The organism is Sphaerochaeta sp. PS (assembly GCF_032144095.1).
Lineage (GTDB): Bacteria > Spirochaetota > Spirochaetia > Sphaerochaetales > Sphaerochaetaceae > Sphaerochaeta.
In genome coordinates this window covers 63,827-85,654 of sequence record NZ_JAVSNJ010000001.1, presented here as the reverse complement: position 1 = coordinate 85,654, position 21,828 = coordinate 63,827, and the positions used below count along the sequence as shown (strand labels likewise).

Sequence of the window (21,828 nt, the reverse complement as noted above, 5' to 3'; positions counted from 1 at the left end):
TCATGGCGCAATCGTGTATATTCTGTAGGATGGAGAAGCAAAGGATCATCAGCGAGAACGAGCATGCATATGCAGTGCTGGACAACTATCCCGTCACTGAAGGACATACCCTGGTCATCGTCAAACGTCATGAACCGGATTTCTTCCTCCTGAGAGAGGAGGAGAAGGACGCTTGCATGCTCCTGCTTGAGGCCGAGCGCGCCAGAATCCTGGCTACAGACCCTACTGTAGAGGGTTTCAATGTGGGTATCAACGTTGGGGAGGTGGCAGGGCAGTCCATTTTCCACTGCCACATCCACCTCATCCCCCGAAGAAAGGGCGACAGCAGCAACCCCAGGGGTGGGGTCCGCCATGTCATACCCCATAAGGGGTGCTATCCTACAGCCTGACCTGCTCCGGTGGCTCGACGATATCCAGGGTGTCACACACCGTATCAAGGAAGAACAGGCGCAGCCGCTGCAAATCGAGCTTCTCCTCATAGGGTCCGAGGTCCTCCCGCTCATCCTTGGAATAGATGTATGCACGCAGCTCGGAGAAGTTTGACTTTGTCCCGTAATCCTGCTGCAGCTCCTTCAGTGAGCATCCCAGATTGAGGGAGAGGGAGCGAAGGTCCTCTTGCTCAAGGGAGACCACCAACACAAGGTTCTTTCCCCGCTTTACCGCCATGGCATAGGGTATGGAAACCAAATCCTCACCACTTTTGCAACGGGGGTTCTTGAGCATCGTACAGACCACAGGCCCGCACTTCCATATTTCATCTGCTATGATCCCATCATTGGCATCCGGAAGGGAGTGCCACATCAAGGGGTCGATTTTTTCCAACGTAGTAACATCCAACAGCATACAAGCCTCCAGATAGACGATAGCCTGTCTCCTTGGTGAAGAACAAGGACCTTTAGCTATTGACCAGTTTGATTTTCGATTTTATCGTATCCTCATGAACAATCCAATACTACTGGCCTTCTTAGCAACCCTTGGGACTTGGGGAATGACAGCCTTAGGTGCTGCCCTCGTATTCTTCTTCAAGACCATCAAAGCGCATGTGATGAATACCCTATTGGGTTTCGCAAGCGGTGTCATGATCGCGGCAAGCTTCTGGTCGCTGCTCGCACCTGCCATCTCCATGGCCGAAGAGGGTCCTGTCCCTGCCTATCTGGTGGCAGCCATCGGCTTTCTCCTGGGAGGAGGCTTCCTTTGGCTGAGCGACAGGCTTCTGCCCCACACCCACTTCAATTCGAAGCCTGGGGAGACTGAAGGCATTCCCACCCACCTGAGAAGAAGCATCCTGCTGGTATTCTCCATTACCCTGCACAACATACCCGAAGGGCTTGCCGTAGGCGTTGCCTTCGGTGCCGCCGCTGCAACAGGGGACCCAAACATGATGCTCAGCGCCATCGCAGTTGCCATCGGTATCGGGTTGCAGAACTTCCCTGAAGGGGCGGCCGTCTCGATCCCCCTCAGAAGGGAAAACCTGAGCAGGTTCAAAAGCTTCATGTATGGCCAGGCTTCCGGCCTGGTGGAACCCATTGCAGGAGTACTCGGAGCACTTTTGGTAGTCGAGGTACAGGCAATCCTGCCCTACGCCCTTGCCTTTGCTGCGGGGGCCATGATCTACGTGGTGGTAGAGGAGCTCATCCCCGAAGCCCAGGGTGACCCCAACGACCACAAGGCAACACATTTCGCCACCATAGGGACGATGATAGGCTTCACGGTCATGATGATGTTGGATGTAGGGCTCGGTTGAGCTAGATCCGTTGGAGCAGGTTCTCTATCGTAAGGTTCCCCAGGGAGGATACCCCACGTGCCTGCACCTGGATAGCTATCGCCTCCCCCGCAGTGTCACGCTCGTCACGCTCTATGGTATCGAGGCCGTAGAGCGCATTCACCAGATCCTGCACCTTCAGGTTCTCCAGAGGCTGCATGGGGATGAAGGTTGTATGCCCGTTGTTGGTGGGTGTGACGAATTTCAATTGGGACAACAGCTCCAGGAACCCGTACAGGCGAAGGTCAGGAATGGCGAGCCGTTCCATCATCTCCTTGGTGGTGGTGGCCCCCCCACCATTACGGAAATTGCTGCCGATGAGCATCATAATGTTCATTCCCTCACACAGCTGCAGGGCAGGGCTCTGGGGAAGTCCCTTGTATACCTGGGTGTCTGGGCGGAACTGGTGGACATAGGCAAGCTCTACACAAAAGAAGATGACAATCCAGATCACATAGCAGAGCACAAGGAAGAGAAATACGCTGGCAAGCGAGCCATAGATCACCGAAAACCTGGTTGCCATGCCTGAGAGCAGTGACAGGCCTTTGCCGACCAACATCAGCAATACGGTACCGGTCACTGAGCCGATCATGGCCGAGGAGAAGCGTACCTTGGTGTTGGGCACAAAATAGGTGAGCAGGAAGACGACAGCCCAGGTTGTGAAGATCGGGGTGATGATGCCCACCACCTTCGACCACCCCGCGATAGAGACACCGATGAGGGTCAGGTACCAGGAATTCACCACAGACTGGATGCTGATGTAGGCGGCTGCCAACAGGCAGGCCACGATGAGAAAGGTGACAAAGCTCGCCAGGCGCTTGAGGGCATTCCTGTTTCGGGTTGTACGGAATATCTGGTTGATGACGGTCCAGACCTTGTTGATCAACAACACCATCGTGATGAGAAACGAGACAAGCCCTACAACTCCCAAGCTAGTGGCATTGGTGGTGTAGAGGTTCAGCAGGTTCATCAGCTCAAGGCCTGCCTCAGGACCTACCAGATCGGTCAGCCATTGTCGAAGCAGGCCGATGATAGGTTCCAGGACACCAAAGGCGCTGAAAAAGGTAAAGACAAAGGTAACTGCAGGCACCAATGCCATCAAGGTGGAGTAGACCATACTTGATGCTGACTGCATCACGTTGTCCCTCAACGATTGGTTGAAGGCAACGGTCGCAAATTTCAGAAAAGCGAGTACTCTGTCTCGTATTGCACGAATGAAGCTCATCAGGCTATATCCGCTCCTGAATCCAGAGCGAGAGGTATTCCATGGTTGAATCCCTGTCGGTCTCATTCAAGAGTTCATGCCTGGCATCCTCAACCAGGTGCAGGGTAAGGTCTTCCATGGCGGCAGCCTTGTAGAGCTCCTGCACCTTCTGGACCCCTTTGCCGTAGCCCCCTACAGGGTCCATGCTCCCGCTGATGATGAGGATAGGTAGGTCATTATGGAGTTTCTTTGCACGTACCAGACTGTTTGCATATCCTATGCCATCCAGCATATCGTCAAAAAACTTGGCGGTGCAGACAAACCCACAGAGCGGGTCGTCATCATATTTCTTTACCTCGGCAGCATCCCGGCTGAGCCAGTCAAAGGCCGAATGGACTTGGGGTATCTTTTTGTTGTAGGAGCCAAAACTCATCTTGTTCAGCTGCTCGTCCACAAACTTTGAACCGAATTTCCTTACATGTGACTGAGCCAGCTTGCGCCCGAGGGTCCCCAGGATGCCCAAGGCAGGGCCGGTTCCCATCATGATGACCCCATCATAGAGGTCAGGTGCATCCACGATTATCGTCCTGGCAAGAAATGAGCCCATGCTGTGTCCCATGAGGAAAAGTGGTTTTTTGGGGAAATCGGAAACAATGACATTGGAGAGTTCCAATGAATCCTGGGCAACCCTCAACCAACCGTCCCTCTCAGCAAACCAACCAAGGGTTTCCTGGGCTTTGGTTGCAGTCAGGCCATGACCCCTGTGGTCCTGCGCATAGACTGCTATATCCTGCTTGTTGAGATACCGGGCAAATCGGTCATATCGTTGGCTATGTTCAGCCATTCCATGGAGAAGATGTACCACCGCCTTTACCTGGCCCCCTTCAGGAATCCATGTGTGGTAATACAACACGTGCCCGTCGCTACAGGTCAGTTCCCTGATTTCTGACATAGGCTCCCTCCTACACTACAATATTTATATAATTTCAGTACTATACTAGCAGTATTGTAGCCCACAAACAAGAATTTCCCACAACTATAGAACAAATTCCCATCGCTTGGCTTATGTGATAGTATGGGGCCATGGATACTATCATCTTTGGTTCTGACCTGCACGGATCTCTGCCAGCACTAACCAAACTACTTGAAAAGGCCGAAAAAATAGGTGCTTCAATGGTGTTGCTTGGTGGAGACCTCTGCCCTCCTGAAAACCCCCTCTTCTCCCTATCCCTTGCCAATAGCCCTGTGGAGATACTCCAGGTCCGGGGGAATTGCGACTCCTCCTATGATTTCTCCAAAGCCCAGATATTCTTTCCTCCCCTTACCCGGAAAATCCCGTTCGGAAAGAGGACCATCCTGCTAACCCACGGTGACCGGTACCCTTCCCCGTATGGCCTTGGCTTGCAAAGGGGTGACATCTTCATCTCAGGGCATACCCACACCCCCCAACTCCATACCGATGCCATGGGGATCATCTGCGTGAATCCGGGCTCGCCCACCTTCCCGAGGAATACCTTGGGGCCCACCTACGGGATCCTCGATGCAGAGGGCATCAGGATTCTCTCGTTCAGGGATGATGGAAGCATAGCTGAATTGAAGACCTACTCAATGCCCCGTCTTGACCAATAGGCATCCAGAAGCCGGGCCAGAGGGACGATCTGGGAGGCATGGTAGTTGCTTGAGGCATCTACCAGCAGCTGCTGGGGCAACGATCCGTACCGTCCTGTGACATTGACAAGCTTGCTGTCGATCTCCTGCTGCAAAAGCCAGGCTCGACTGCCGTACTGGGCCATCTGTTTTGCCGTGACCTGATACCCTTCTGAGGTCGTTGCAAGAGAGGCCAGCAAACTCCATGCCTTTGAGGGCATCAAGAAATAAGGAAACCGCATGATCCATTTCTCATAGAAGGGAAGCGACACCCACGGGCAGAGGCCCAAAGACTCCATGGCGTAGCGTAGGTCCTGGGAGAATACAGCCCATCGGGCGAGCATCCTCTCATTCCCCCGATGGTAGTGGTTGCCATAGAGCAGCTCAGGAAACACCAGGGTATCGTCACCCATTGCCGCAAGCGTCGCTTGGGTAGGAAGGCCCCGGAAATCGAAAGGGGGAAGGGCTTGGGAGTTGACCATGTATGCATGGTTTTCTCCCCCATACAGGGAGACAAGTTTTGCAAAAGGCTCTGCCAGTTGCTCACCAGTCCCTTTCCTGTAGGCTATTGCGTCGATGATCCTAAGGTATTGGATGGCTGAGGACCCACTCAGGTCAGGGAGAAACGAGAGCCCTCCCTCCGATCGGGTCTTCCGCGCCCAGGAGAGGATTGCACCCATGCTGATGGGGTCGAGCCCATTCTCGGCGCAACGCTGGACCAGCTGGGAGACACTGCGATAGTCAAACAATTCCAGGTTGGAACCCAGGGCCATCAGGACCGAGAAGTCGAGCAGGCTCTGTTTCCTTGGCATATGGGCCCCGGGGGTGAGGCAACCTGCACAGACAAGCTCCTGGTTGGGTTGTCCTGCCGGCTGGGTCTTCGGACAGAGGCCCCACAGCCGGCCATCAACGCGCATCGAGTAGTTGTCGATGGCCGCCCATCCAAGCTTGTTTGCCTTCTTCAGCAGGGTAGCCGGCCCCTCGTCCTGCATGGCCTTGCCTATCCTGGTCTTTTTCAAAAGGGTGAAGTACCGTTTTGTGCAGAGCCCCAGTGCTTTGGTATCGTAGCTCTCCCTGCCGCTGGCAATGGATTGGAAAGCCACGAATTTCAGGTTCTTCAGCCCAAAAACCATACCCACCCCGCCACGGGTTATGTTCACCCCTTCATACAAAAGTGATGCATACGGGACCTGGTGTTCCCCTGCAGGGCCAATGCAAAGCAACGACCTCCCCTTGAAATGGGAGTGCAATTCGCCTGTTGTCATGCCATGAAACCGTTCTGCATTGGAAAACACTACCTGTTGGGGGTCAATTTCGATGCTGCAAAGCCTACGGCTTCTCCCCACAAGGACCAAGGCAGAGTAGCCACAACCCAACAAGGTCTTGGCAAGGGTCCCGCTGGCACTGTTGACCGTAAGCTTGCCGGTGACCGGGGAGCGGGTGACGACTGTAGCCGATTCGGCACACAGCATGGGCGTATCGCTGGCGGCACCGGAAGCAATGACCACAGGATTCGCAACCTCATACAGATGGCTTTCCAGGCTCTCATAGTTGGCATAGGTATTCCAGAGGGAGAGGGCAAGCAGCCGCCCCCCAAGCAGAGACTTTGCCTCAGCTTCGGAGAGAAGAATCTTTTGCCAGGACTCCTGGGAGAGGTCAACGAGAAGGATTGCACGTTGACGATACGGGAATGCCATCACTTGCTTTTTTGCCATGTATGTAGGGTACCTTCCACACTGTTTGCTGTCAATCGGAGAAATTCCAGTTTCTTGAAAGCCCAGTATAGCATACAAATGGGCTATCCGGTTTACCCTTGTTATCCCACCGCAGTTGGTCGTATGATGGAACCATGAGACAGATTACCATAACAGATGAAAACAAAACCCTTAGCCTGCCCATCGGCTCAACAGTCGAGGATGCCCTCCTCGCCCTTGGAATCGTGAAACCCTCCGACACCCCCTCCTACCGGCAGGACCCGATCGTAGGAGCTCTGGTAAACCACGAGCTTCAATCCTGTTCACGCTCCCTCGTAAGCGACTGTACCATCGAGGGGGTGCGGTTATATGGGGAGATGGGTAAGAGGATGTACAGACATAGCATCTGCTATCTGCTTTGCTGTGCCGTATCGATGCTCTACCCTAGCAGGAGGCTGGTCATCGGCCACTCGCTCGGTGATGGCTACTACTTCAGCTTTGACGACGACCTTACCCTACAGTCGAGCGACATCACTACCATCTCAGAGACCATGCGAGCCCTGGTTGACCAGGACCTCCCCATCGAGGAGGTTGTCCTGCCCTATGAGGAGGCCATTGCGTACTTCAGGGAAAACCATTTCGACCAGACTGCCAGCCTCATCTCCACCCATAACGAACCGGTGGTGGAGCTCTACCGGCTGCAGGGCTACCTTGACATCTCCTACGAACCCCTCCTCTGCAAGACCGGCCTGATGCAGGTCTGGGAACTGAAGCCATACCAGGACCGAGGGATGCTGCTGCGCTACCCGCGCTCCCACAATATCGGCTCCCTTGACCCCTTCACCGACAACCCACTGCTCTTCGCCGTCTTCAAGGAGTACAAGGCCTGGGGAAGCATCCTCAATGTGCAGGCCCTTGGCCAACTGAACGAGCTGGGAAACAAGAATACCATCGAGGCCTTCATTCGCCTGGCAGAGGCTCTGCAGCAAAAGAAGATTTCCAACATAGCCGACCAGATCAACATCCACAGCAGCGTGAAGGCTGTCCTCATAGCAGGCCCATCCTCTTCGGGAAAGACCACCTTTGCCCACAAGCTGGCCATCCAGCTCCAGGTCCTTGGCAAGAGAACCATCAAGGTATCCTTGGACAACTACTACCTCTCCCCCCAGCAAGCACCAAGGGATGAGGAGAACAAGCCCGACCTTGAGGCCCTGGAGGCGATAGACCTCGCCCAGTTCCAGCAGGACCTCTCCGCCCTGATAGCAGGCGAGCCGGTCACCCTCCCCAAGTATGATTTCAAAAGCCTGAGCCGCACGTACGAGAGCGAACCGGTACAGATGGACAAAAGGACCATCCTCATCATCGAGGGTATCCATGGGATGAATCCCAAGCTTACCAATACGATCGATAACGAGACACTGTTCCGCGTCTACATCTCGGCCCTCACCCAGCTGAACCTCGACGACCACAACCGTATCAGCACCACAGACAACAGGATGATCCGCAGGTTGGTAAGGGACAACAGGACACGGGGAACCGATGCCACCACAACGCTGAACATGTGGCCATCGGTAAGGCGTGGGGAGGACCGCTACATCTTCCCCTACCAGAACAATGCCAACATCATGATCAACTCAGCCCTCGACTATGAACTGGGCGTGCTGTCACCCTATGCCCAGCCACTCTTGAAGATGGTGAAACCCAGCGCAGGGCCTGCATACGAGACAGCACGGCGTCTGCTCAAGTTCCTGGAGAATGTCAACCCGATCCCCGATACCCTGGTCCCCGATGACTCGCTGTTGCGGGAGTTCATCGGAGGAAGCGAGTTCGGGGTCATCTGAGCAAACAGGCGAGAAGAGACAAACGGAGAAAACTGTTTGCTTGTCAGCGGAAAAAGGAAAGAGAGGCGAAAAATCGCCTCTCTCTTCTTTACCATATTATCAACAAACAATTATCCCGTAAGGGTTTTTCGCTCGTTTCAGGTATTGTAGATGTGCTTGAACTGGTCAAAGAGCTCTGCAACCTGCTCCTTGCACTTTCCACAGACCGTACCGTATTCGGTGATCCTTTCCAGGTCATCCAGGGTCTTGGCCTCACCACTTTTCACCAGGTCCTCAATGGCAACGTCGGTGACGTTCTTGCACTCACAGATGACCTTCGCGATCTTGTGCTTGAAGGGGTTGTCCCTCTTCTGCTTGGCAAGATAGTCGTCGATGGCGGCACGAAGGCCCTTGTCCCCAAGGACAGAGCAGTGGAACTTGTGTTCTGGGAGACCCCCAAGGGCTTCGGTAATTGCCATGGGTGAGAGGTGGTATGCCTCTTCCAGGCTCATCCCCTTGACCATCTCGCTCATCATGGAGGTGCTTGCTATCGCGGATGCACATCCGTAGGTTAGCCAACGCAGGTCGGCGATGGTGTCATCCTTGACCTGGATGGCAATCCGCATCTGGTCCCCACAGGCCAGGGAACCGACTTCCCCGACTCCATCGGCCTCAAAGTTCTCAGCCTCGTCCCAAGTGTTCCTCGGGTTCATGAAATGGTCCTTGACTACAGGGGAGTATACCCACTGGCTCATAAAATTAGTACTCATCTTGTTGACATCCCCCTTAGGCGCTTGATGATCGGCGGCATCTTCTCCAAAACGTAGAGAACCTCTTCCTCAGTATTGTAACGACCAAAACTGAACCGTATCGACCCATGTGCCAGTTCTATATCCACACCGGAGGCAAGTAGCACATAGCTGGGTTCAAGAGACCCGCTTGCACAGGCACTGCCGGTGGAAACCATGATCCCTTCCATATCGAGATAGAGCAGTATGGACTCCCCTTCCGCACTGGGAAACGAGATGTCCAGGGTGCCGGGAAGGCAGTGGTCCTGGTTGCCATTGACCACTATGTTGGGGATCCTCTCTTCGAGGCCGATGCGCAACATCTCCCTCAGGTGCCAGAGCCTGGCGTGCTCACTCTCCAAATCCCGCATAGCAATCTCCGAGGCAACACCAAGGCCTACGATCGATGGGGTGTTGTAGGTACCGGCACGCTTGCCCCCCTCCTGGTGACCACCATGGACAAAGGCTTCAAAGGGAGCCTTCTTCCTTGCAGCCAGCACCCCGATCCCCTTGGGTCCGTAGAACTTGTGCCCGGAAAGGCTCAGGTAGTCCACACCCCAGCTCTTCATGGTTACCGGGATCTTCCCGATGGCCTGGGTTGCGTCGGTGTGCATGAAGGCCCCGACAGCGTGGGCCATCTTGGCTATCTCTGCGATCGGCTGGATGGTCCCAATCTCATTGTTTCCTGTCATGACGGAGACCAGGGCTACATCCTCGCCGAGGTATGTGGCAAGGACATCAAGAGAGACCATCCCTGTCCTGTCGACAGGGACCTCATCGATGGCATACCCACGACTGCGGAGAAACTTTACGGTTTCCACAATTGAAGGGTGCTCGATGGTGGTGGTGACGATGCGGTTCCTTTTCGAACCGAGATCGATTATATCGCGAAAAATGCTGAAGACCGTATTGTTTGCCTCGCTGGCTCCACTGGTGAATACGATCTCTTCAGGATCGCATTCGATGAGTTCAGCTACGCGAGCGCGAGCCTGCTCCACCGCATAGGCAGCCTCACGGCCATAGCTATGCATGCTGGAAGCATTGCCGAAGAGTGCATTTGCATCTGCGATAGCTGCAACTACTTCTTCTGCCATGGGCGTAGTCGCATTGTTATCCAGATATATTATCTGATTTTCCATATGGTAATTCCTCTCTGTAAACATAGTGACAAAGACCATCAAAGGTCAACCGACACCGCTAGAAAGCGGTATAGATAAGCTTGTCAGATTCGTCAGAGGGACAGTTCTTGCTATGGATGATCCGCAACATGCGGTGGGGTGCGAACCTGATGTGGTTGGCTTTCGCCCATTTTGCATAGGCGCAGCTGTCAGGGATATAGGAGGCGAACATCGCCCGCAAAAAGGTCATTTTCTTACAGCGTTTGCTTTTGGTGAACCGCTCGGCATAGATGGTACACTGCTTGGTCTTGGGGTCAAAGAACTCACACCATGAGTCCAGGTCGATGACGAGCAGGCGCCCATATACGGCCTTTTCATGGCAACAGAGCCCACATTTGGTGCATTTGCTCTCCCAGGCGGAGTGACAACTCCTAGCCATGGTTCTTTTCTCCAGCCAAGCGTATCAACTTTTGCTGGACACCCTGCTCTATGGGGGGCAGGATCGAGAGGGCGGTAATGCTGACAAACCCTTCAGAGACAGCCTGGAAGTCGGTCTCGATGGTGTTGCACTTCTGCATGGGGGGAATACCCCCATTCAAGGAAAAGACAAGAGGGGTTCCCTGCGGTCCTTCCCCATGCCTGGTAATCGCATCATGGTAGTCCAGATAGCTCATCACAGCAGGCTTCCACTGCCCATTGCCCTTGGCAGGGACATTGATGTTGAGGATGCATTCACTGCTGCAAAGCGGATAGAGCTCTTCAAGATGCTCGACGACAAACTGCGCAGCCTTCTCGAAGACGAAGAGGCCATCATCACTGGATGTACAGCTCAGGGCCATAGCCTTAAGGCCGGTGAGCACGGCCTCCCGTGCAGCCCCTACGGTTCCGGAATAGAGGATATCGGTGGAGATATTGTATCCATGGTTGATGCCGCTGATGACCAGGTCAGGGTCAGAGGAGAAGAGTTCTCCCTTGCGTGCATAGAGCATGCAATCGGCAGGGGTACCGCTGCAGTGGTAGTGCATCGGGCCATATTCGGTGATGGTGATCTCACCACGGAGGGTCATTGCATGGCTGCTGGCGCTTCGTTCCTTCGATGGTGCGCAGACCCAGATCTCATGTCCTGCCTCGGCGAGGAAAGACTCAAGGACAGCAATGCCCCTGCTCTGGTATCCGTCATCATTTGTCAGCAATATTCTCATGTATGGTTTGGGAACACAACCTTGGCAGAACCGCCACCTTCATAGATGTACCAACGGGGATGAAAACCGAAAATGTGTTCGTAGTCCTCCAGACGGCTAATATAACTTGGAAGCGCTTGTTTGCTCAAGAGGATCATGACATTCCCGCTAAAGCCATTGGTAATGAGGACAGCACCCAGGCATCCTGTCAGCTCCGAGGAACGTTTGGTGAGCCAATCGACCTCAGGGCAGGAGACCTCAAGCAGGTCGCGTAGCCCGGTCTGGATCCGCACCATCACCTTTCCATAAGGAATGGCATCCTTTTCGTTGAGAAGGAGTGCACTGTCCCGGGTCAACCTTGATTCCATCAGGATATATTCGCAGATATGCCTTGAGTCCTCATCCAGGGGAACAACACGGGCACTCAGGTCCCCTTCCGGGAAATCCCTGATGAATCCACCAGGTTTCAGCTCCTTGAGGCGGGAGAAGGCAACCTCGATGGCCCTTCTCTTGGATGCAATCTCCTCGCGCATGGCGTTGGGAGAGATCTTGCTGTCGACAATCAGGGCAACATACTCTTCGCTTGCATCAGTAAAGGGGAAAGCCAATTCCTGGAAGGTAAGATGCTGGAGATCGAAGAAGAGGACCTTCCCTCTCTTGCCATTGAGCATGGTAAGCAGGTCGCTTATCTTGCAAAGCTCGTTGTTGAATGTGGTGTTCGCCTGGTAGATCACACGGATGATGGAGGAAAAGCTCATCTTCAGGTCGAGAAGCTCATTGAGGGCCATACAGACACCCATGGCAATGGCTGAGCTGACCATCTGGTTGTCGCTCACCAGCAAGGGGCCTTCGACCGTCACGTTCATGCCAGTAAGGGCGACCCCGTCAGCAGCAAGGATTCCGATCACACCCTTGATATAATTGCCCCAACGGTCCTCTTTGCGGAACTTGATATTGCTCAGGGAGAATCGCTTGCGGTCATTGAGGGTGGCGTTGGTGAGACGGACCATCTGGTCGTCCCGTTGTGAAATGGCAACAAACAAGGTGGAGATATCGGTACCTACAACGGACCAGCCTTTGCATGCATCAGCATAACTACCCATCAGGGTGCACGTTCCCGGCACCTCTACAATGACCTGAGGTAATTCTTCAAACTCTTTCTTATGCTGACTTATTACGTTTTCCATGCCCCAACCTAGCTTTTATGCGGTAATTTTAGGCTACTTACAAATAGATTGCAACTAAAAACCATCATTTATACAATTGACGAAGAGTTTCCTGACACGCATCCACTCATGGAATCGTGGCAGGAAGAATGAAATGGGACCAATGGCATCTTTAGAACAACAAAAAACCACCATCACTGGTGGCTTTCTGTTGCTTGCACAGCTTATTTTTCCAAGCCGTACCTTTTCTTGAAGCGCTCGATGCGCCCTGCGGTATCAACCATTTTCTGGGTACCGGTAAAGAAAGGGTGACAGGCGGAGCAAATTTCAACTTCAAGTTTCTTTGCAGTGGTCTTTGTCTTGATCACATTGCCACAAGAGCAACGGACTTCAGCAACTTCATAACGGGGATGGATTCCCTTTTTCATAATGATTCCTCCAGGAATATGTGTTTTCTGCTGGCAGTACGCAGCAGACACGTTTCTGTAGCCGTCTCCGTCCTAATAACCTGCAGAGTTCGAAGGGATCCCTGTATTTATTGAACGCAAGAACGATTCATTATCCTTAGTCTTCCTAATTTTGTCAATGAGGAAGACCGTCATCTCCTGGTCATCCATGTCACTTACGGCATTTCTTGTCAACCAGATCCTGGCAGCCTCGTCGGAGGGGATCAAGAGGTCCTCCCTTCGGGTTCCGCTCTTCTTGATGTTGATGGCAGGGAACTGCCGTTTGTCGGCCAATCTCCTGTCGAGTATGATCTCATTGTTACCGGTACCCTTGAACTCTTCAAAGATAACCTCGTCCATCCTGGAACCTGTCTCGATGAGACCGGTGGCAACGATGGTAAGGCTTCCGCCGAACTCGATGTTTCTTGCTGCTCCAAAGAATCTCTTGGGCTTGTGCAGGGCGTTTGAGTCGACACCACCGCTGAGGATCTTTCCACTGGCAGGCACGGTCTGGTTGTATGCACGGGCAAGACGGGTGATGGAGTCCAGGAGGATGACGACATCCTTCTTGTGCTCAACCAGGCGTTTGGCCTTCTCAATGACCATCTCGGCAACCTGTACGTGGCGTGAGGCCTGCTCGTCAAACGTTGAGGCAATGACCTCACCCTTGACATGGCGGCGCATGTCGGTGACCTCTTCAGGCCGTTCATCCACGAGCAGCACCATCAGCACAACATCAGGATGGTTTATGCTGATCGAGTTGGCAATCTTCTGCAAGAGGACAGTCTTTCCAGTGCGGGGGGGCGCCACGATGAGGGAGCGCTGACCTTTGCCAATGGGACAGAACATATCGATGATCCTGGTGGCCATATCCCCTTCGCTGGTTTCCAGACGGAGTCTTTCATCAGGGAAGAGAGGGGTAAGGGTGTCAAAGGGCACACGCATCTTGGCAGAGATTGGCTCATCGTCATTGACTTTCAGTATCCGCAGGATGGCAAAGAACCGCTCGCTATCGCGGGGGGTACGCACCTGTCCATAGACAACGTCCCCAGTCTTCAAGTAGAGGCTCTTGATCTGGGCTGGGGAGACATAGATGTCCTCCAGGCCCGAGAGGTAGCTGTTCGCGGGGGACCGAAGGAATCCAAAACCATCAGGAAGGATTTCCAGTGTCCCAATGCCGACAATCACCCCACCCTGGGAGCTATGGATCCTAAGGATCTCGGCGATGATCTCCTGCTTGCGCAGGTCGAGGATGGCTTCCGGATTCATTCCCCTTTCCACACCGACCTTGCGCACTTCATCAATTGTCAGGTTGGTATAGTCGGTCAGGTTCAGTACGGGGGCCTCTGGATGCTCTTCGATGTTCAGGTCATTGGAAGCATCATCCTGCTGGTTGGAACGCATCGGACGATTGGAACTGAAGCTCTGACCCTTCTGGAAGCTCCCCTTGGTGTGGGGGCGGGAGTTCTGCTGGTTTCTTGCAGGGGCGGGCCGACTTCCATATTGGCTATTTTTTCTCGGTTGGTTCTGGTTCTGGTTCTGATTTTGATTCTGGTTTTGGTTTTGGTTCTTGTTCTGAACATGATTTTGAGCAGGATTCTGGTTTGTCCCTGCATTCTGCTCTTGGTTGCCTGTTGCAGGTTGGGAAAAGGAGACGGAGGTGATCGGAGCCTGCTGGGCCTTGGGCTGTTCCGAAACGACGGATAGAACCGGTTCGGCGACGATCAGTTCCAGCTGTGCCTGGTCCCTTGGTGCAACAGGCTTCTTCCTGGTGGCAGTCTTGGTTGAGGAATTCATCTTGGGTCTTCCTCGTTTCTTCTTCGGTTCCGAAGAAGTATCCTCTGCCGGCCCTTCAGAAGGCTCAGAGGCCACTACTGCCACAGGGCTTTTTTTGCGGGTTACGCGACGTATCACTTTCTTTGCAGACTCCTGCTCGGATGAGACAGCTACGTCAGCTTGATCATTCAATATTTCTTCGGAAGACATAGGATAAACTCCAACGGAACGGATTTTTAGACAACTACCTGTAAGCAAATGCTAGAGGCTCGGCCACTTACCGGTTCCTAAATGTAAAACTTACTGTAAGAATATGCGGAAATGTGAAGGAGTATGCACCATTAGTATTTCCGCGGGTTGTGCTCTAAATATATTGCCACTTACGCACAGTGTCAAGCAACACATCCCCATTGATGTATCTACTGGCTAGAATTAATGCAGCAACCGACGCTTTTCGTCGTACCGAGACCCTTCCCCATGAGGTAAATTGGAGTTTTACCGCTTGGGTCTCCCTACCCTTTGCCGCAAACCCAAACCATACCATTCCCACAGGCTTCTCTGCACTGCCACCGGTTGGGCCAGCAATGCCTGTGATGGATATGGCATAATCGGAACAGCTGAGGGCAAGCATTCCTTCAGCCATCTCGGAAGCACACTCCCCACTTACCGCCCCAAAGGCCTCGAGGGTTTTCTCACGAACCCCCAGCATCTTCTTCTTGGCATCGTTGGAGTAGGTAGCTGCCCCACCCCAGAACCAGGATGAGCTCCCACTTTCATCGGTCAGGAGTTTTGCAAGATATCCGCTGGTACAGCTTTCCGCGCAGCTGATCGTCAAGCCATCCCGCTTCAGGAGGGCTGTCAGGAGGTCTAGCGGCATGACGTCGCCCTCCACTACCAATGAGGGGCCAACAACCCCTTTGAGGTGCAGGGCCATCTCCTGGCGCTTCTGTTCCGAGTCCCCCACCAGATAGAGGCTGATCTTCAGGTCCTGGAATCGGGTACCCCACTGGATCCCCGGTGAGGAGACCTGGCGGCAGAGCTCTTCCAGCTTGGCTTCTGCTATCAGGAAGGTCGAATACTCTGTACGGGAAAAGTCATCATGGCCAATGAGCTGTGCAAGCCAGGGCAGCACGGCATCAAAGAACATCGGGTCCATCTCGCGGGGAGGGCCAGGCATCGCAACACAGGCAATGGAGCGTTCCCCGTCTGGAATGAAGCCCCGAAAGCCGGCTGCCGTCCCATTGGGATTCGGGATCGACTCAAAGCCAAGGGGGATCATCGCCTGCTGCTCGTTTGCACCCCAGATGCGTTCGCCGATCCTCTTGTAGAGAACCGCAAAGGTCTCCTCGTCACGGACGAGGGGGACATGTGCAATCTTTGCAACGATACTGCGGGTAAGGTCATCGCTGGTGGGCCCGAGGCCGCCGGTAATGATGACCACATCGCAGTTGTCGATGCAATCCTTGAGCACACTCTCAATGGTCCCGTCATCGGGGACAAGCACCATACGGTCAACCCGGTAGCCAAGCTGCGTCAGCTGGCTGGAAATGACCTGGCAATGCTTGTCAGCAATGACCCCACGGGTAAGCTCAGTACCAATGATAAACAGTGAGGCGCTTTTGTAGAGCATGTTCAATCCTTTTCCCTTGTCCTTATGTATCTGAAGAGCTCTTTGACCAAACCCAAGGAAAGCAGGATCACAGAGAGGTATATGGAGGCAAAAGCCAACCAATCGTCATGTTTCGTGTAGAAGGTCTCGCCTTGGCTCTCGGTGGTGTAGACCGGCACATCATAGATATGCCACCCAACCTTGAAAGGCTCCATGGGGTCGATGATCTTTCCCGTCACATCGATGAGACAGGTCATGCCGCTGTTGGTTCCCCGTACAGTGGTCCTGCGGTTCTCCACAGAACGGAAGACAGCCATGCCCAGATGCTGCATCTCTGCAGAGACGGCCTTGGACCAGCCATCGTTGGTCATGTTTACGATGACCTGAGCCCCGTTGCGCACAAACTCCGCATTCAGGGCACCAAAGACATCCTCAAAGCAGATGGGAGTTGAGAACTTAACCCCTTCATCGGTCTCAAAGACCACACTCTCGTCCCCGGTCTCCCACCAGTTGTAATCATTGGCAAGCAGGAGATTATAGAGCAGGGGAAGCTGTTTCTCGTAGGGGAAGTGTTCGGTAAAAGGAACCAGATGTTGCTTGCGGTAGGTGTTCTTGATCCTTCCGCCTTCAAAGAAGGTGACCGTGTTGTAGTCCTTGCGGTTCCACGATCCATCCTCCAGGAGGGCTGGCTTGCTCGGGTCGTCGATCACCCCCTCAGGGTTTCCGCTCAACAGCGGGATGGGAAGGCTCTTACCGAAGTTGACAAACTCCTCCACCAAGGCAGAGGTTGCCTCGTCAGAGGGATATTTCTCGTGCCAGGCGACCGAAGGGACAAAGGCTGTCTCCGACCAGAGGATCATGTCAGGGTTGGCAACGAGGGCTTCAAGGCTCAGTTTCCTCAGGTTGTTGAAGTTCTTCTTGTACGTTGCATAGCCCCCCTCCCAGGTATCGGCGCTATGCTGGATGGTCGCAACCCTCCAGGATTTGTCTGGCTGTTGGGTTTTCCAGTAGTGCATGGTTGCAAACCCAAAGACCAGGGAGGCTACAACCAACACCAGGTATGCAAAAAGGGGAACCCTATGCTCCCTGAGGGCCTCGCCAAAGGACGGCCCCCTTCCAGCAGTGAAATCACACAGCCAGGCTCCAACAAAGGTTTGTGGAAGCACCATGAGGAAGGTGACCCCCCAAACCCCAACCAGTGAGGCTATCTGGATAAGCGGCAGGTAGGCATAGATGGCGTAGCCGAGTGTCCCGTAGGGATAGCCTGCAAACCAGTTCTGGCTTACATAGGTGTAGGCAACCCAGATTACCGACTGGACAAGATAGCCATACTTCTTGAAGAGCTTCTCAGCGGCCTTCAACAGGGGGAAGAGCAGGACCATCTCACCGCCCTTGATGATAGGGACGATGAGGATTGCCAGAGGATGGAAGGTCTTCAGCCAATAGTTGAAGAACAGATAGAAGACAAACCCAAAAAAGAACCCATATACGGGAACCAGTTTCCAGGTTGTATTCCTGATGACTGCGAATAGGGGTATCAGGGCAAAGAAGGCGATGAACCCAAATCCATGGATAGTAACAAAGCCAGGAAAGGCCATCGAATACACAAAGGCAGTTACCACCAATACAAAAACCTCAGAACAGACTGTTCTGAGGCTCCGTCTCTTTTTCAAGCTATTCAAAAGAGTGTCTCCTACATCCAACCGGGTTCGGTCAATCAGTCATTGACAGGTTTGTTGTCGCGCAAATCCCAAACATAATCTTTGAGTTCTTTACCAGGACGGAAAATTGCAACCCCGTGGGTCTCAACAGCTACTATGGCACCTGTCTTGGGGTTACGAGCTTTTTCCCTACCTTTACGGGTGCGAACTTCGAAAGTCCCAAAGCCGCGCAACTCAATGACCTGGTCATTCTTGAGTCCTGCTTTCACTTCTTCAAAAAATGAGTCAATTATCATATGGATATCGGACCGGTTCAGACCAATCTTTTCATGAAGACTTTCAATAATGGCCGCTTTAGTCAATTTAGGTTCTGCCATGGTTACTCCTTCAACACTTCTTATTTCTCATGCGTAGGCCGGCATAGTACAATACCGGCATTTTACCATCAGATCAGGGCAATTATGCCTGAACTGCACCCTGAGCATTCAGCTTGTTGAAGCGGGCATGCATTCTGGACTTCTTCCTGTCGGCGGTAGAGGCATGGATGATGCCTTTGCTGGCAGTGGAATCGAGCAACTTGAGGCTCAAATCCAGTGCAGAGGAAGCAGCGTCTTTATCCCCAGCTACCAAAGCAGCATCAAATTTCTTGATAGCGGTGCGCATTGTGCTCTTTGCAGCACGATTCCTCATCCTACGAACAACGTTCTGTCGTTCTCTTTTTTCAGCAGACTTATTAATCACGTAATACCTCCAAACATATTACACAGAATATGTATTTCACTTATACATTATAGAATCGGCAACAAGGGCCGACGGTTTAACAAAATATCACACTCTCTAAAATCGGTCAATACAATGCTTTATATCAATTTGACAAATATTCGCTTGCATACTCCTTCGTAATCTCCCAACGACTGGCCTCATCATTGAAAAAAACCGCTGAATGAGGGATGTTGAGCATCCTTCCTTCAGACCCCGATAGAGTGATTTTTTTTGTAAGAATATTTACTTCCGTAATCTTCATCAATTCAAACCCAACCTTGAGTTTGCTTCCTTCCGGTGGATAGTTCCGCTTCTCCTCCACATAAAAGTCAAATTCATAGGAGAGACAACAAAGCAGACGACCACAGGGGCCTGATATCTTCATGGAATTGAGCGAAAGGTTCTGTTCTTTCGCCATCTTGATGGAAACAGGATTGAGCTTGTCAGTCACACTGTGGCAGCAGTAGTCGCGACCACAGACAGCCAGGCCCCCCAGGACACGGCTCTCGTCCCGGACCCCGATCTGCCTGAGTTCAATGCGGATCCTGAAAACCGTCACCAGGTCCTTGACCAGTTCCCTGAAGTCGACCCGTACATCGGCCGTGAAGAAAAATATGATCTTCGGCTCTCCAAGCAGGAAGTGGGCGGTCACCAGTTTCATGTCAAGCTTGTGCAGGGCAATCTTCTCCCTGCAGATCTTCATCGCCTCGTCTTCCTTTTCCGATAGTTCCTTGAAGCGATCCATATCAGTAGGGGTTGCAAGCCTGTCGATCCATTGGGTGTCAGCCGAAAGCTGGACCATCTCCAGGGTGTGCTTTCTGCCCCCGTCGGCGAGGTCCTCGTCAGGCTCATCACTCCAGAGAATCTCCTCTTCCGATGACAGGGGTTCATCAGCAATGGGCTCCCCATGCTGGCAGGCACCACAGCACTGGTCATTTCCCTTCTGGTAGGCCTTGCCCAACTTGTCGGCACCGGAAACCACAACACCCATGTCCAAGCCATATCTGGTAGGCGCTACCACACTGGTCCCTGGGTAGAGAACGGTATCCCAGGCGCAGATGGAAGTCTCATTGGAGGAAGGGTTCTTGACTAGATATATATAGGCACTGGAGGGCCTGTTTTTCACAGGAGCACTCTCAGTAGCTCGTAAACGATCTTTCTTCATGCAAATCCTTTGCCCCTAAAGGCCGAGCACACTCGCTAAAAACTACGCTACCACGTGTTACAATAATTGTCAAACTGTATATAACTGGATATAACTATTTCTGTCTATATGAATTACGTATATTGACGATTACCATTGCTCATGGTATATTTTAGACACTACTTCCTAACAAGTGAGAATCCAACCTCAAGGAGCCTGTATGCAATTCTTTGATACGCACGCACATATAGGGTTGCTCCAAGATGATAAAATGGAACAACTGCTTGCGGTCCAGCTCGCAAGGGTCAAGATGGTAAAACACATCGTGAGCATCTGCAACAGCCTCTCCGACTTCGAGAGGACCTATGCGAACCTCGAAAGCGCCTCCAATGTATTCCACGCAGTAGGGGTATCACCTACGGAGGTTGCCAATCCTGGAAAGGATTGGGAGGAGAGGATCCTCTCCCACGCCACAAAAAACCGTGTCATCGCCATTGGGGAGACCGGGCTTGACTACTACCATATGTTTGGAGGGGACAAGTCCCTGCAGATAGAGCTTTTTCTCAAGCACCTCGAGCTTGCCAAGCAACTTGACCTGCCGGTAATCATCCACAACAGGAATTCAGGGGATGACCTGCTGAACATCCTTGCCGAAAAACTCCCCCCAAAGGGAGGGATCCTCCACTGCTTCGGCGAGGACTGGGAGTTTGCGAAAAAAGCCCTTGAACTCAACCTTACCTTCTCCTTTGCTGGCAACCTCACCTTCAAGAACAGCCGGAGCATCCAAGAGGTTGCGCACAACCTTCCCATAGAGAGAATCGTCATAGAAAGCGAGGCGCCCTTCATGACACCCTACCCCTACAAAGGGGAGCGGAACAAGATATCCTACATAGTTGAAACGGCCAAAGCTCTTAGCCAAATCAGGGAAACCTATCTTGAAGAGCTTAGCGAAAGCCTTTATGCTAACAGCCTAAGGGCCTTCTCCCTTCCAAAGGACGTATGAAAGAACAGGATCTCCATCACCCGGTAACCATAGGAAACGTAGAGATACAGGGAAACCTCTTTCTCGCACCCCTTGCAGGATACACTGACGTGCCTTTCCGCTCGCTCTGCATCGAGATGGGTGCAGACATGACCTTCACTGAAATGGTCAGCGCCGAGGGCCTCTCCCGTGACGGCGAGAAGACCATGGACCTGCTCAAACGGGCAGAAAACGAACAGCAATATGCGGTACAGCTCTTCATGGGGGCTACCGATTCCCTGGAGGGCGCCCTTGAGCGGCTTGCCCCCTTCAACCCCACATTCATCGACATCAATTGTGGCTGCCCCGTGCCCAAGGTGACCAAGACCGGCGCAGGTTCCTCAATGATGAAGGACCCCGCCTCCATCACAGAGATAGTGCGAACGATTACAAGGACGCTCCCGATTCCCGTATCGGTGAAGTTCAGGACCGGTTGGGATGCAAACAGCGAAAACTACCTGGAATTTGCCCAGGCTGCCTTGGATGGGGGAGCCGCCATGCTTACCCTCCATGCCAGGACCCGTGCCCAGGGGTATGCACCTTTTGCAGATTGGACAAAACTGACCACCTTGAAGGGGTACTGCATGCAAAAGGGGTACCAGGTACCCATCTTTGGGTCAGGCGACCTTTTCCATGCACAGGATGCAAAGAGGATGCTCACCGAAACGGGCATCGACGGCATCATGTTTGCCCGGGGCGCCATCGGCAACCCCTTCATCTTCGCCCAGGCCAAGGATATCCTTGCAGGACGTGAGCCCCAAAGCATCCCTCTGGAGCAGACTGTCCATGTCATCCTACGCCATCTCGACCTCATGATAGCCCACTATGGCGAAAAAAGTGCCTGCATCCAGATGCGCAAGCACTCCTGTTCCTATCTGAAAGGAAGGCCGAACACAGCCCAGGTCAAGCAGGCAATTGTAACTGCGACAAAGCGTGACGACTACCTGCAGGCTATGGAAATGCTCCATACAAGTTGTTGACCTCTCAACAGGTAAAATGGTACGTTTAGCAGAGAGAATTTCGCATAAA

At 53.0% G+C, this 21,828-nt stretch carries 22 protein-coding genes; 6 read left to right on the top strand and 16 right to left on the bottom strand.

Annotated features, from left to right (window positions below; all coding sequences use genetic code 11):
* The first annotated feature begins 2 nt into the window (after window positions 1-2).
* Entirely contained in the window at window positions 3-389 is a 387-nt protein-coding gene (locus ROJ03_RS00470) for an HIT family protein (protein ID WP_313725011.1), read from the top strand.
* Here ROJ03_RS00470 and ROJ03_RS00465 read toward each other — a convergent pair.
* Complete coding sequence (locus ROJ03_RS00465; RefSeq protein ID WP_313725010.1) at window positions 379-843, bottom strand: hypothetical protein; 465 nt, start codon at window positions 841-843, stop codon at window positions 379-381. The two genes, ROJ03_RS00470 and ROJ03_RS00465, sit on opposite strands and share 11 nt — an antisense overlap.
* A gap of 94 nt (window positions 844-937) precedes the next feature.
* Here ROJ03_RS00465 and ROJ03_RS00460 point away from each other — a divergent pair, with 94 nt between their 5' ends.
* Complete coding sequence (locus tag ROJ03_RS00460) at window positions 938-1,744, top strand: ZIP family metal transporter (RefSeq protein ID WP_313725009.1); 807 nt, start codon at window positions 938-940, stop codon at window positions 1,742-1,744.
* Between the two features lies 1 nt (window position 1,745).
* On the opposite strand, the gene ROJ03_RS00455 is transcribed toward ROJ03_RS00460, so the two are convergent.
* Together ROJ03_RS00455 and ROJ03_RS00450 are read right to left on the bottom strand one after the other, a co-directional pair.
* Window positions 1,746-2,987: a YihY/virulence factor BrkB family protein gene (locus tag ROJ03_RS00455; protein ID WP_313725008.1), complete on the bottom strand. Its 1,242-nt coding sequence runs from the start codon at window positions 2,985-2,987 to the stop codon at window positions 1,746-1,748.
* A 4-nt stretch (window positions 2,988-2,991) separates the two neighbouring features.
* Complete coding sequence (locus ROJ03_RS00450; protein WP_313725007.1) at window positions 2,992-3,918, bottom strand: alpha/beta hydrolase; 927 nt, start codon at window positions 3,916-3,918, stop codon at window positions 2,992-2,994.
* Between the two features lie 131 nt (window positions 3,919-4,049).
* Between ROJ03_RS00450 and ROJ03_RS00445 the strand changes: the two genes are divergently transcribed.
* A complete protein-coding gene (locus ROJ03_RS00445) occupies window positions 4,050-4,595 on the top strand; it encodes a YfcE family phosphodiesterase (RefSeq protein WP_313725006.1) in 546 nt (181 codons plus the stop codon).
* Here ROJ03_RS00445 and ROJ03_RS00440 read toward each other — a convergent pair.
* On the bottom strand, window positions 4,568-6,328 hold the full coding sequence (locus tag ROJ03_RS00440) for an aldehyde ferredoxin oxidoreductase N-terminal domain-containing protein (RefSeq protein ID WP_313725005.1): 1,761 nt from the start codon (window positions 6,326-6,328) through the stop codon (window positions 4,568-4,570). The two genes, ROJ03_RS00445 and ROJ03_RS00440, sit on opposite strands and share 28 nt — an antisense overlap.
* Window positions 6,329-6,462: 134 nt before the next feature.
* Here ROJ03_RS00440 and ROJ03_RS00435 point away from each other — a divergent pair, with 134 nt between their 5' ends.
* The gene (locus ROJ03_RS00435; protein ID WP_313725004.1) at window positions 6,463-8,148 is read left to right on the top strand and encodes a nucleoside kinase; all 1,686 of its coding nucleotides are present in this window, start codon (window positions 6,463-6,465) and stop codon (window positions 8,146-8,148) included.
* A 137-nt stretch (window positions 8,149-8,285) separates the two neighbouring features.
* Here the strand turns inward: ROJ03_RS00435 and ROJ03_RS00430 are convergent, their stop codons facing one another.
* The 12 genes from ROJ03_RS00430 to ROJ03_RS00375 form a co-directional block, all read right to left on the bottom strand.
* Window positions 8,286-8,897: an iron-sulfur cluster assembly scaffold protein gene (locus ROJ03_RS00430; RefSeq protein WP_313725003.1), complete on the bottom strand. Its 612-nt coding sequence runs from the start codon at window positions 8,895-8,897 to the stop codon at window positions 8,286-8,288.
* Entirely contained in the window at window positions 8,894-10,054 is a 1,161-nt protein-coding gene (locus tag ROJ03_RS00425; RefSeq protein WP_313725002.1) for a cysteine desulfurase family protein, read from the bottom strand. Before ROJ03_RS00425 ends, ROJ03_RS00430 begins: the two co-directional genes overlap by 4 nt.
* Before the next feature lie 58 nt (window positions 10,055-10,112).
* Window positions 10,113-10,472 (bottom strand): hypothetical protein, encoded by a 360-nt coding sequence (locus ROJ03_RS00420; RefSeq protein WP_313725001.1) that lies wholly within the window; start codon window positions 10,470-10,472, stop codon window positions 10,113-10,115.
* The gene (gene surE / locus ROJ03_RS00415; protein ID WP_313725000.1) at window positions 10,465-11,235 is read right to left on the bottom strand and encodes a 5'/3'-nucleotidase SurE; all 771 of its coding nucleotides are present in this window, start codon (window positions 11,233-11,235) and stop codon (window positions 10,465-10,467) included. Before surE ends, ROJ03_RS00420 begins: the two co-directional genes overlap by 8 nt.
* Window positions 11,232-12,401 carry a galactokinase gene (locus ROJ03_RS00410; RefSeq protein WP_313724999.1) on the bottom strand — a complete coding sequence of 390 codons (1,170 nt, stop codon included), beginning with the start codon at window positions 12,399-12,401 and terminating at the stop codon, window positions 11,232-11,234. The genes surE and ROJ03_RS00410 overlap by 4 nt, the downstream gene beginning before the upstream one ends.
* Window positions 12,402-12,604: 203 nt before the next feature.
* Window positions 12,605-12,808, bottom strand: a complete 204-nt coding sequence (rpmE, locus tag ROJ03_RS00405; protein ID WP_313724998.1) for a 50S ribosomal protein L31 — start codon at window positions 12,806-12,808, stop codon at window positions 12,605-12,607.
* Between the two features lie 72 nt (window positions 12,809-12,880).
* Complete coding sequence (rho, locus tag ROJ03_RS00400; protein ID WP_313724997.1) at window positions 12,881-14,812, bottom strand: transcription termination factor Rho; 1,932 nt, start codon at window positions 14,810-14,812, stop codon at window positions 12,881-12,883.
* 154 nt (window positions 14,813-14,966) lie between these two features.
* Window positions 14,967-16,232, bottom strand: coding sequence for a nicotinamide-nucleotide amidohydrolase family protein (locus ROJ03_RS00395; RefSeq protein ID WP_313724996.1), 1,266 nt, complete (start codon window positions 16,230-16,232; stop codon window positions 14,967-14,969).
* Window positions 16,233-16,234: 2 nt separating this feature from the next.
* Complete coding sequence (gene lnt, locus ROJ03_RS00390; RefSeq protein ID WP_313724995.1) at window positions 16,235-17,893, bottom strand: apolipoprotein N-acyltransferase; 1,659 nt, start codon at window positions 17,891-17,893, stop codon at window positions 16,235-16,237.
* A gap of 35 nt (window positions 17,894-17,928) precedes the next feature.
* Window positions 17,929-18,249 (bottom strand): HU family DNA-binding protein, encoded by a 321-nt coding sequence (locus ROJ03_RS00385; protein ID WP_313724994.1) that lies wholly within the window; start codon window positions 18,247-18,249, stop codon window positions 17,929-17,931.
* Between the two features lie 82 nt (window positions 18,250-18,331).
* Window positions 18,332-18,613: a 30S ribosomal protein S20 gene (gene rpsT, locus ROJ03_RS00380; RefSeq protein WP_313724993.1), complete on the bottom strand. Its 282-nt coding sequence runs from the start codon at window positions 18,611-18,613 to the stop codon at window positions 18,332-18,334.
* Window positions 18,614-18,737: 124 nt separating this feature from the next.
* A complete protein-coding gene (locus ROJ03_RS00375; RefSeq protein WP_313724992.1) occupies window positions 18,738-19,799 on the bottom strand; it encodes a regulatory iron-sulfur-containing complex subunit RicT in 1,062 nt (353 codons plus the stop codon).
* A 199-nt stretch (window positions 19,800-19,998) separates the two neighbouring features.
* Between ROJ03_RS00375 and ROJ03_RS00370 the strand changes: the two genes are divergently transcribed.
* Together ROJ03_RS00370 and dusB are read left to right on the top strand one after the other, a co-directional pair.
* The gene (locus ROJ03_RS00370) at window positions 19,999-20,781 is read left to right on the top strand and encodes a TatD family hydrolase (protein WP_313724991.1); all 783 of its coding nucleotides are present in this window, start codon (window positions 19,999-20,001) and stop codon (window positions 20,779-20,781) included.
* Window positions 20,778-21,779 carry a tRNA dihydrouridine synthase DusB gene (gene dusB / locus ROJ03_RS00365; protein WP_313724990.1) on the top strand — a complete coding sequence of 334 codons (1,002 nt, stop codon included), beginning with the start codon at window positions 20,778-20,780 and terminating at the stop codon, window positions 21,777-21,779. The genes ROJ03_RS00370 and dusB overlap by 4 nt, the downstream gene beginning before the upstream one ends.
* The last annotated feature ends 49 nt before the right edge of the window (window positions 21,780-21,828 follow it).

Excerpts from the sequence above, each read along its gene's own strand:
- ROJ03_RS00470 (WP_313725011.1), top strand. The coding sequence starts at position 3 with ATGGCGCAATCGTGTATATTCTGTAGGATGGAGAAGCAAAGGATCATC.
- ROJ03_RS00465 (WP_313725010.1), bottom strand. The coding sequence starts at position 843 with ATGCTGTTGGATGTTACTACGTTGGAAAAAATCGACCCCTTGATGTGG.
- ROJ03_RS00460 (WP_313725009.1), top strand. The coding sequence starts at position 938 with ATGAACAATCCAATACTACTGGCCTTCTTAGCAACCCTTGGGACTTGG.
- ROJ03_RS00455 (WP_313725008.1), bottom strand. The coding sequence starts at position 2,987 with ATGAGCTTCATTCGTGCAATACGAGACAGAGTACTCGCTTTTCTGAAA.
- ROJ03_RS00450 (WP_313725007.1), bottom strand. The coding sequence starts at position 3,918 with ATGTCAGAAATCAGGGAACTGACCTGTAGCGACGGGCACGTGTTGTAT.
- ROJ03_RS00445 (WP_313725006.1), top strand. The coding sequence starts at position 4,050 with ATGGATACTATCATCTTTGGTTCTGACCTGCACGGATCTCTGCCAGCA.
- ROJ03_RS00440 (WP_313725005.1), bottom strand. The coding sequence starts at position 6,328 with ATGGCAAAAAAGCAAGTGATGGCATTCCCGTATCGTCAACGTGCAATC.
- ROJ03_RS00435 (WP_313725004.1), top strand. The coding sequence starts at position 6,463 with ATGAGACAGATTACCATAACAGATGAAAACAAAACCCTTAGCCTGCCC.
- ROJ03_RS00430 (WP_313725003.1), bottom strand. The coding sequence starts at position 8,897 with ATGAGTACTAATTTTATGAGCCAGTGGGTATACTCCCCTGTAGTCAAG.
- ROJ03_RS00425 (WP_313725002.1), bottom strand. The coding sequence starts at position 10,054 with ATGGAAAATCAGATAATATATCTGGATAACAATGCGACTACGCCCATG.
- ROJ03_RS00420 (WP_313725001.1), bottom strand. The coding sequence starts at position 10,472 with ATGGCTAGGAGTTGTCACTCCGCCTGGGAGAGCAAATGCACCAAATGT.
- surE (WP_313725000.1), bottom strand. The coding sequence starts at position 11,235 with ATGAGAATATTGCTGACAAATGATGACGGATACCAGAGCAGGGGCATT.
- ROJ03_RS00410 (WP_313724999.1), bottom strand. The coding sequence starts at position 12,401 with ATGGAAAACGTAATAAGTCAGCATAAGAAAGAGTTTGAAGAATTACCT.
- rpmE (WP_313724998.1), bottom strand. The coding sequence starts at position 12,808 with ATGAAAAAGGGAATCCATCCCCGTTATGAAGTTGCTGAAGTCCGTTGC.
- rho (WP_313724997.1), bottom strand. The coding sequence starts at position 14,812 with ATGTCTTCCGAAGAAATATTGAATGATCAAGCTGACGTAGCTGTCTCA.
- ROJ03_RS00395 (WP_313724996.1), bottom strand. The coding sequence starts at position 16,232 with ATGCTCTACAAAAGCGCCTCACTGTTTATCATTGGTACTGAGCTTACC.
- ROJ03_RS00385 (WP_313724994.1), bottom strand. The coding sequence starts at position 18,249 with ATGGCAGAACCTAAATTGACTAAAGCGGCCATTATTGAAAGTCTTCAT.
- ROJ03_RS00375 (WP_313724992.1), bottom strand. The coding sequence starts at position 19,799 with ATGAAGAAAGATCGTTTACGAGCTACTGAGAGTGCTCCTGTGAAAAAC.
- ROJ03_RS00370 (WP_313724991.1), top strand. The coding sequence starts at position 19,999 with ATGCAATTCTTTGATACGCACGCACATATAGGGTTGCTCCAAGATGAT.
- dusB (WP_313724990.1), top strand. The coding sequence starts at position 20,778 with ATGAAAGAACAGGATCTCCATCACCCGGTAACCATAGGAAACGTAGAG.